2 protein-coding genes are annotated in these 10,115 nt (G+C 68.7%); both read left to right on the top strand.

Annotated elements, in window-relative coordinates; all coding sequences use genetic code 11:
- Positions 1–163: 163 nt before the first annotated feature.
- The gene (locus MXD62_RS25045) at positions 164–1,321 is read left to right on the top strand and encodes a hypothetical protein (protein WP_248831901.1); all 1,158 of its coding nucleotides are present in this window, start codon (positions 164–166) and stop codon (positions 1,319–1,321) included.
- A complete protein-coding gene (locus MXD62_RS25040; RefSeq protein WP_248831900.1) occupies positions 1,276–9,705 on the top strand; it encodes an RHS repeat-associated core domain-containing protein in 8,430 nt (2,809 codons plus the stop codon). Before MXD62_RS25045 ends, MXD62_RS25040 begins: the two co-directional genes overlap by 46 nt.
- The last annotated feature ends 410 nt before the right edge of the window (positions 9,706–10,115 follow it).

The following is a 10,115-nucleotide window of genomic DNA, read 5'->3' as shown; positions in this document are numbered from 1 at the left end:
ACACCGCCGCGCTCGCGGACGCCGTCGCGGCGGACCTGGTCGCGAACCCCGTGGTGCACGCGGTGCGGGTGGTCGTGGGGGGGGGCGCGCCCCCGCCGCGGGGGGCGCGCGCCCGGGGGGCGGGGGCCGCCGGCCGGTCGCGCTCGAGAACCCCTTCCGGGACATGGGCCTGCCCGAAAGCAGCTCGGGCTCCGCCGACGGCCGCGACCACGAGGTCCCGACCGAGGCCACCCAGGCCGTCGAGGCCCCGGACCCGGCGGCGGTCGACAAGGCCGTCCCCGATCTGCCGGGCGCCGTGCCGACCACGCCGGGCCTGGGCGACGTGAGACTCACCGACCCGCGGGCCTCGCTGGCCCCGTCCGCGCCGCCCAAGCCTGCCGTCGGCCCACCCGCCGCGGCGCGACCAGGAGGGGCGCTCCGCGCGGAGTTCGGGGAGTCCCGGATCGTCAAGCCCGATCCAGGCCCCGGGCGCCGTGACGGCAAACCGCAGGCGGGACGCACGGAGATCGTGCAGAAGCGTACGGAGAGCACCCGCGAGTTCCGAAACCCCGACGGGACGTTCACGACCGAGTCGACGACGGGCCCCGTCCGGTTCCAGGACGAGAAGGGCGCCTGGGTCGACATCGACACGGCGCTGGAGCAGGCGGAGCCGGGCCGGCTCCGCGCGGCCGAGACCGAGCACCCGGTCGAGGTCGCGCAGACTGCGACGGACCCTGAACTGGGGCGCGTCGAGCTCGGCGACGGCATGTCGCTGTCCTTCGGCCTGGCGGACTCCGCGCCCGCCACGGCGCGGGTCGACGGCTCGAAGGCGACGTTCGCCGGCGTGCGTGAGTCGGCCGACCTGGAGCTCGGCCCGTACCCGAACGGCCTGAAGGAGGTCATCGTCCTCCGGTCACCGGAGGCACCGACCACGTGGGAGTTCTCGCTCGCGCTGGAGGGCCTGACCGCCAGGGTCGACGACCGGCAGGTCGTCCTGGAGGACAAGGCCGGCGAGCCGCGCGCGGTGATCCCACCGGGGTGGATGGAGGACTCACGCACGGAGGGCGGCATGCCCGCCACCTCCACCGGCGTGACCTACAGCCTGGCCGAGGGCGAGGACGGCGCCCAGATCCTCCGGGTGGACCTCGACCGGGAATGGCTGTCGGATCCCGCCCGGGTCTTCCCCGTCCGGGTGGACCCCACCTTCAACGTCGTCGGCCAGACGATACGGGCCAACACCGACGACACGTACATCTCCTCCCTGCAGCCCAACACCAACTTTGCCGATCTCCCCGGATGTACGCGGGCAAATACCAGACAGACGTGGTGCGGGGCTATCTGAACTTCCCCGGGGAGGACGGTTTCACGGGCGTCCACGTCACCAATGCGCAGGTGCGGCTCGTCAACTACCAGTCGGCTGGTGGCTGTACACCGTATCCGGTCAGTCTGCGCCGGGTGATGATCCCCTGGGTCGGCACCACGATGACCTGGCCCGGCGCGACCCTGGGCCCGGTTGTCGCCGAGTCGACTTTTGCTCATAACCAGGGCAGCAGTGCTTGTCTTCCCGCAGAGGAGTTCATCGGCTTCGGTGACGACAGGCTGCGTGATCTGGTCCATGTCTGGACGCACGACAAATACGCCAACTTCGGTATCGCCATCACGGCGTCGGAGACGAACGACGCGGCACGCAAGGCGTTCTACACGAGTGACTGCTGGTGTAACCCGGCGGTCCCGTCGACCGACTACCGTCCGATGCTGCAGTTCAACTGGTCCTCGTCCGGTGCGCAGTACTCGTACCCCAACGGGGCGGCACAGTGGGCGACGCAGCCAACGGCGACCACGCCGGGAACCGTCGTCGTCCGGGTGAAGAACTCCGGTCAGACGGCGTGGCCGGCGAATGGCAACTTCAAACTCTCCTACCACGTCTACCAGAACGGTGTTCTCTACGACCAGGAGGGCGCCGAGACCAACATGCCGGTCACGGTGAACCCGGGCCAGACGATTGATCTGACCGCGACGGTCGACCCGCTCCCGGCCGGGGTCTACGAAATTCGCTGGGACATGAAGGAATCGGGCGTCACCTGGTTCTCCACGGTTGGCGTCGATTACATGTCCACCCCGGTGACCCTTACGGGAGCCGAGCCCATCGTCACCGGAGTCGCCCCGCCGAGCGGTACCGAGGTCGCCTCGTTGCGGCCCACGCTGACCCTCGCCGGCTCGGATCCGGACAACGCCCCGAACCCGCTGACCTACCAGTTCCAGCTCTGTACCGGTACGGACGCGGCGTCGGGCCAGTGCTGGGATTCCGGCTGGCAGGCGGGGACGACCTGGCAACCGCCCGCCGGGGCGCTCAACTGGGGTACCTCGTACTACTGGCGGGGCCGGGTCACCGACGGTGCCTACCAGAGCGCCTGGATCGGTCCGATCCTGATCCGGCCCGCCCTCGTCCAACCCGCCGCCGAGGCGACACTCGGACGAGATCCCTACGTGCCCCCGGTCTCGCACGTCCACCCGCTGGCGCAGAACTACAGTTCCACGGTCACCGACGCCTCGGTGTCGGGCGCCGGCCCCGCGCTCTCACTGTCACGCACCTACAACAGCCTGAGCGCTGCCGACGGCCTGTTCGGAGCCGGGTGGACCTCCGAGTTCGACATGGCCGCCAGTCCGGACACGGCCGGCGACGGCACCATCCTGGTTCGCCATCCCGACGGCCGACTCCAGCGGTTCGGCCGGAACGGCGACGGCTCCTTCGAACCGCCGTACGGCGTCTTCTCGCTCCTCCAGGCGCCGTCACCGAAGGTGGCTTCCTTCACGGCCCCGAACTCGACGACGTCGCTGGGTCTCGCCGACACGGGCGAGAGCTGGCAGGTGCTCGACGGGACCTGGGGAATCTCGAACAACGACGCCTACCTGATATCCGGTTCGATCTGGCAGCGCAACGCCGCCGTCATGCCCGCCGCCGCGGACGGCACCATCCGCTTCACCGCCCCGGTCGCGCAGGACGGGATCGGTGTCGCGTTCCGCGTTCAGGACATCGACAACATGTGGATGCTGTACGTCCAGCCATCCACCAACTCGCTCGTCCTGGCGAAACGTGTCGGTGGTAGCGAGACGCAGGTGACCACGGTCGCGAACGCGTGCTGTTCGGCCACCGACACGTATGCCGTCACGACGTCGGGCAGCCTGATCTCGATCCTGCGCAACAACCAGGTCGTCGGCTCGGCAAGCGACAGCGCGTTCAGCACGGTCACCCGCGCCGGCCTCTACGTCGCGAGTGCCGGCTCGGGGCGCATCGGCTCGATCACCATGATCGACGACCAGCACCGTGACTCCGTCACCCGAGGGAACTCGACGGCCACGCTCGGAACCACGGACAACGGCGAGAAATGGCAGCCGGCCGGTGGGTCCGTGTGGGGAGTGAACGGAAACGCCGCCTATCTCGCGACGGCATCGGGAAACCGCAACGTGGCCACGGTGTCCGGCGCCTCCGACGGGGCTTTCTCGTTCACGATGCCGGTCGCCCAGGCCGGGCTGGGGCTCGCGTTCCGGTACGCCGACCCCAACAACTACTGGCGGCTCGTGGCGCAGCCCGGCGCCGGTACCTGGCAGCTGATCAAACGCGATGACGGTGTGGAGACGACCGTCGTCACCTCGCCGGCCGGCAGCTGCTGCACCGCCGCGGACGTGCTGCGCGTCGAGACCAACGGCCCGCAGATCCGGGTGCTGCGCAACGGCGTCCAGTTCATGTCGGCGAACGACCCCGCCGTGTACTACGGCAGCCGGGTCGGGCCCTTCGCCGAGGCCACCGGCTCCGGGCGTCTCGACAACATCATCTCCACCGCGGGGACGACCCTCACCGAGAAGGGCGGCACCTCGTACTCCTTCCGTTCCGACGGGCGGCTGACGAAGGTCACGGACGTCGCGGGACGCCAGCTCCTGGTGAACTACGACGGCAGCGCCCACCTCACCTCCGCGGTGAACCCGACCAGCGGCCGGTCGCTGACGTTCGGCTGGTCCGCGGGGCACGTCAACTCCGTCTCGACGCCCTCCGTCGCGGCTCACGGCGGAGCCCTCACCTGGTCCTACGGCTACACGTCCGGGAAGCTCACCAGCGTCACGGCGCCGCACACATCGACGGCGACGACCTACGGCTACGCCGCGAACGGCAAGCTGAACCAGATCACCCTGCCCCGGGGCAACATCGACACGAAGGTCGGCTACAACACCGACGGGACCGTGGCCTGGCGTGAGGACGGCCTCGCCCAGCGCACGTCCTTCGCCGTCCAGGCGACCGGCGCGACCACCACCATCCGCATCACCGACCCGCGTAACCACACCACGGACTGGGAGTACAAGAACGGCCAGCTGATCTCCCGGCGCGACGGCGCCGACGAGCGGACGTTCAGCTACAACGACCGCGGGTTCCTGACCCAGGTCAAGGACGAGAACGGCAACCTGCTCAAGCTGCAGGTCGACACCCGTGGCAACGTCCTGGGCCGCACCACGGTCCGGGCGATGATGGGCACCACCCCGATCCAGTTCACGGAGTACTACAGCTACTTCGTCGGCGCCCCCGGCGACCCGCGTAACGACCTGATCACCGCCGTGCGGGATGCCCGCTCCGCCTCCCCGACCGACGACACCTACCGGACGAGCTACACCTACAACGCGTCCGGTGACCTGATCCAGACGCGAACACCGTCCACCCCCGACTTCCCGACCGGACGGACGACCAGCTCGGCGTTCACCACCGGCGTCGAGACCGCGATCGGCGGCGGCACCATCCCGCGGGGCCTGCTCGCGAGCCAGACCGACGCCCGCGGCAAGGTCACGACCTTCGGCTACGACTCGAAGGGCGACCTGCGCCGCGACCAGGACCCCGCCGGGCTGGTGCACGAGTTCACCTATGACGAGATCGGCCGCCGGCTGACGTCGAAGGAGATCTCGGACACCTACCCGTCGGGCCTGACCACCACGACGACGTACGACAAACTCTCCCGGGTCGCGACGGTCACCGCGCCCGGGGTCACGAACCCGATCAACTCGGTGGTCCACACCGCGGTCACGACGAACAGCTACAACCTGAACGGCAACATCACCCAGACCGTCGTCTCCGACTCGACCGGCGGCGACCAGGCCCGGACCACCACCTACGCCTACGACAACGCCGACCAGCAGACGTCACAGACCGTCGGCTCGGGCAGCTCCGCGGCGGCCACCACCTCGGTCACCTACGACGCCAACGGCAACATCGCGACGAGGACCGACGGGAACGGCACCGTCACCTCGTACACGTACACGGCGAAGAACCTGCTCGCGACGACGACCGTCGAGGACTTCGTCGACGACCCGGTCGCCGGCTCGACCCCCCGTGACCTGCTGGCCGAGTCGCGCGCCTACGACCCGGCGGGCCGGCTCGCCTCGGTGACCGACGCCGAGGGCCGCACCACCGACCACACCTACTGGCTGGACGACCTGCCCCGGCAGGAGATCCGCCGCGGCTACCGGCCGCCGGACCTGACCAACGGCGTGCTCTCCAGCTCCGGCGCCTACGACGTCACCGTCGTCGACCGGTCCTACGACCCGGCGGGCAACCCGACCTCGACGTCCGCCGGCGGCGGGCTGCGGACCGCGCAGACCGCCTACGACGCCGCCGGGCGGGTCACGTCGAACACCGTGGCCCCCGGTTCGGTGGTCCGCACGTCCACCTACACCTACGACGCGAACAGCAACGTGACCTCGACCGTGTTCGGCGCCGCGGGGACGACGGCGACCGAGCGGGTCGACGTCGCCTACGACGACGCGTCCCGGCCGACGTCCGAAACGGTCTTCGGAGACGGTACCGCCACGTTCGTCACCAACTACCAGCACGACCAGCGGGGCTTCGTCACCGCGGTCACCGACCCCCGCGGCTATGTGGCGGGCGGGCCGCCGAACGCGGCGTTCACGACCACCGTGGCGACCAACCAGATCGGGCTGACGTCGCGGACGACGTCGCCGCCGGTGGCCGTCGAGGAGTGGGGCGCCGCACCCACCGACCAGCAGCAGACCTCCGACGGGATCCTGAACACCTTCGGCGAGGTCACGCGCAGCCGCGACGCCCGCGGCAACGTGACGGCCATCGTCTACAACGCCGTCGGCCAGCCGACGCAGCGTTCCGGGCAGCCGTACACGCCGCCGGGCGGCTCGGCGATCACGCCCACGGAGTCGTGGACGTACGACGACAACGGCAACGTGCTGACGCACACCGACCGCCGCGGCGAGACGACCACGGCGGTGTACGACAAGCTCAACCGTCCAGTGGCGATCACCGACCCGCAGGTCGGCACGGCCACGGCCGGTGTTCGCCGGATCAACTACGACGACGTCGGCAACGTGCTGTCGACCGTCGACCAGCTGGGCGCGTGGACGTTCTTCGCCTACGACGACCTGGACCGGGTGTGGGCGACGACGGACACCGAGCGGACGCCGGCGGCGACGTTCACCACCTACACCGTGCACAACGACGCCGGTGACGTCGTCCGGGTCCGCATGCCGGCGAACGCGACCGGCGGCCAGACCCACACCGCCGTCTACAACCAGGCCGGCGACCTGACCGAGAGCCGGGACGAGGGCAACAACCTCACCACCTACAGCTACGACCTCGCCGGCCGGCTCGCGGAGGTCACCGACCCGCTCGGCCGCTCCACCCACACCACCTACGACCGCGCCGGCCGGCCCGTGCGCGCCGCGCAGCTCTCGCCGACCGACGTCGAGCTGCGCGCGGCGTCCACGGCGTACGACGCGGCGGGCAACCCGGTGTCGGAGACCGACGCGCTGGGCTGGACGACGACGTCCACCTACGACGCGCTCAACCAGCTCCGCACCGTGGTCGAGCCGGTGGACGCCTCGACGTCCATCACGACGGCCTTCGGCTACGCGAAGGCCGGTGTGCTCACCCGGATGACCGACGGCCGGGGTAACCGGGTCGTCTACACCTACAACCCGATGAACCTGCGGGAGTCGGTGATCGAGGCGTCGACGACGGCGCACCCGAACACCGCCGACCGGGAGTGGAAGGTCTCCTACGACGCCGGTGGCCTGCCGGTCAGCGAGACGGCCCCTGGCGGGGTCGTGCGGACACGCACGTTCGACGAGCTGGGCCGTCTGACGGCGGAGACCGGTTCAGGTGGCGGGTCGGTGGCCGCGGCGCGGTCGTTGACCTACGACCTGGCTGGCCGGGTCACGTCGATGTCGCATCCGCAGGGCACGCAGAACGTCACCTACAACGACCGCGACCTCGTCACCGGCGCGTCCGGCAACGGTGGGACGACCACGTTCACCTACGACACGAACGGCCGGATGGCCTCCCGCGGTGACCCCGGTTCCTTCAGCTCGTTCGGCTACAACTCCCGCGGTGACCTGAACCTCGTCACGGGGACGGCGACGGGTGGGTCGCGGAGCCTGAACTACGACCCGGCGCGGCAACTCACCTCGGTCACCTACACCAACCCGGGTGCGACCCGCACGTTCGGTTATGACGACCTGGGTCGGACGACGTCGGACACGTTGGCTGGGCCGGGTGGGACGTTGCGGGCGCAGACGTACGCCTATGACCTGAACGACAACCGGCTGTCGACGGTGATCAGTCCGGGGACGGTGGCGTCGGCGGGGACGCAGTCGTACACCTACGACCGGGCGGACCGGTTGACGTCGTGGACGGATCCGGCGTCGGTGACGACGACCTACGGCTGGGACGCGGCGGGTAACCGGACCTCGATCAACGGGGTGGCGGCGACGTTCGACCAGCGGAACCGGCTGCTTTCGGATGGCACGGCGACGTACTCGTACACGCCGCGGGGGACGTTGGCGACGCGGGTCGAGGGGTCGACGACGACCACGTCGGTGTTCGACGCCTTCGATCATCTGGTGTCGGATGACACGGGTGCGGCGACGACGTATGGCTATGACGGGCTGGGTCGGTTGGCGGCGCGTAACGGCACCCGGTTGATCTACGCGGGTCTGGAACGCGAGCCGGTGACGGACGGGGCCTCGGCGTATTCCCGTGATCCGGACGGGGATGTCATCTCGGTCGGGACGTCGGCGGGGAACTGGGCGACGCTCACCGATATTCATGGTGATCTGGTGGGTGCGTTCACGACGAGTGGTGCGTCGTTGACGGACAGCCGGTCGTATGACCCGTTCGGTAAGCCGGTGGTCGCGGGTGCGGCGAGTGTGCGGGTGGGTTATCAGGGTTCGTGGACGGACCCGACGACGGCGAAGGTGTCCGCGCAGGCCCGCTGGTACACCCCCGGCACCGGCACGTTCATCTCCCGAGACCCGATGGACGTCCCCTTCGCCGGTTCGGTAACTGCCAACAGATACACCTACGCAAATGCAAACCCGTTGGCCTACAACGACCCCACCGGATCCTGTCCTTTCTGTGTCGTTTTCGCCGCACCGCTTCTCGCGCAGGTCGTTGTCGACGGGGTTGGCCTGGCTGCGGTCGGGTTGTGCGCAGCATTCTGTGACGACGCGGTCGATGCTGTGAAGTCGGATAACCCGAAGCCTGTCGCCGAGCCGGATCAGAGTTTTGATGAATTCTGGTATCTCTACGACCTGTATCCAGCCGTCCCGGACCCTGGGCTGGATCCGGAACCTCCAGCGACTCCCGCGACCGTCGCTGATCCTGCGCCGGTCTACAACCCACCGCCTCCTCCGGCATCAAATCCTCGCTACGACCCCGCCCCTGCAATCGTGCCGAGAACGACTCCGAAACCCGCCACCGCGCCGGAAACAGGAGGGAGCCCGGCGGCGGCTGCGCAGGGTCCGGATCTCAGCTGGCTTCTTGTTCCTCTGGTGATGGCGACTGATCCGGGTACTGCTGCTGAGCGGGATCGTCCTGCCCGGCCGAATTCGAGCAGTGGTGGTCCGGGACTCTTCGCTGATCTCGACTGTGATGCTCCCGCGGCTCCGTTCCGGGTCCCTGTATGTGGTCCTCCTCTGCGGTGTGTCGGGGATCCGCTTCCTGCCGTCCAGGGGGATGCGGGGAATGCTGCTCCCGCGGTGGGTGCTGATGGTTCGGCGGATCCGGTGGGGCGGGATGCTTTCGAGAATCCGTGTGCTTCGGTGCCGGGTGGTGGTGGCCTGGTGGAGACGTGCCGGCCGGCGATGCCGGACGAGACGTGCTCGCAGGTCGGGAATCCGTTCTCGGATCGGTATTCCCTTGGTGGGAGTCGTGTCTGTCAGCGTGGTGTGGACTCTCTTGCTGACGAGTTGGCGGAGCAGCTCGGTATCCGTTCCTCGGAGGGTGGGAGCTGCGAGCCGAACAGTTTCGATGGTGACACCGAGGTCCTGATGGCTGACGGGTCCCGGAAGAAGATCCGCGACATCCGGGCCGGCGACCAGGTCCTGGCTACCGACCCGCAGACCGGCCAGACCGGCCCACGCACCGTGACCGCGCTCATCGTCGGCCACGGCATGAAGGATCTTGTCGACATCACCGTCACCACCCCCGACGGCCCCGCGGTCCTGACCGCCACCGACGGCTACCCCTTCTGGGACCAGACCGACCACGCCTGGGTCGACGCTGGCGACCTCACCGCAGCCGATAGAATTCGTACCCCTGCCGGGCAGCTGATGCCTATCGCAGGAGAGAACGAGTACCAGCGGGTCGACACCGTCTCGGAGGGCACGGTCGAATCCTCCTCGGGAATTTTTCTGGCTCGCGCTCGGCAATTGGATTGACGGTCTTTGTCGAAGATGGTGGGCTTTCTGTGAAATGGTTGTCGAGGAGCGTGAATGGTCGCAATTTCGGGGACCCGATGGTGCCGGTCGGGTCGAGATCTGAAACCCTAGAGGCGATTGAGCCTGCAATCGGAAGGAAGGCGTGGGCCCGGTGGGTGAAACTGGACCGACTGTAATTCGCGGGTTTCCTCTTCCGGTCGTACTTGTTGCGGCAATTTCTAGAGGGAGATGGAGTGTTCCTTCTCTGGATATCCTGAAGAGGGTATTCTATGAAGATCCCGTTAGGCTGGAATTCTATGGTGTCGACTCGATCAGGGCTCATAGTGAGACGTGGCGGAGCGGGTACCCGGGTCCGGCGTTCCAAGTAGAGTATCTGGGGTTGGCTAGCTTGGAGAAGCCTCCGGGGAACC

It is taken from the genome of Frankia sp. Mgl5, assembly GCF_023242985.1.
Lineage (GTDB): Bacteria > Actinomycetota > Actinomycetes > Frankiales > Frankiaceae > Parafrankia > Parafrankia soli.
This window is presented reverse-complemented; position numbering and strand designations above follow the sequence as displayed.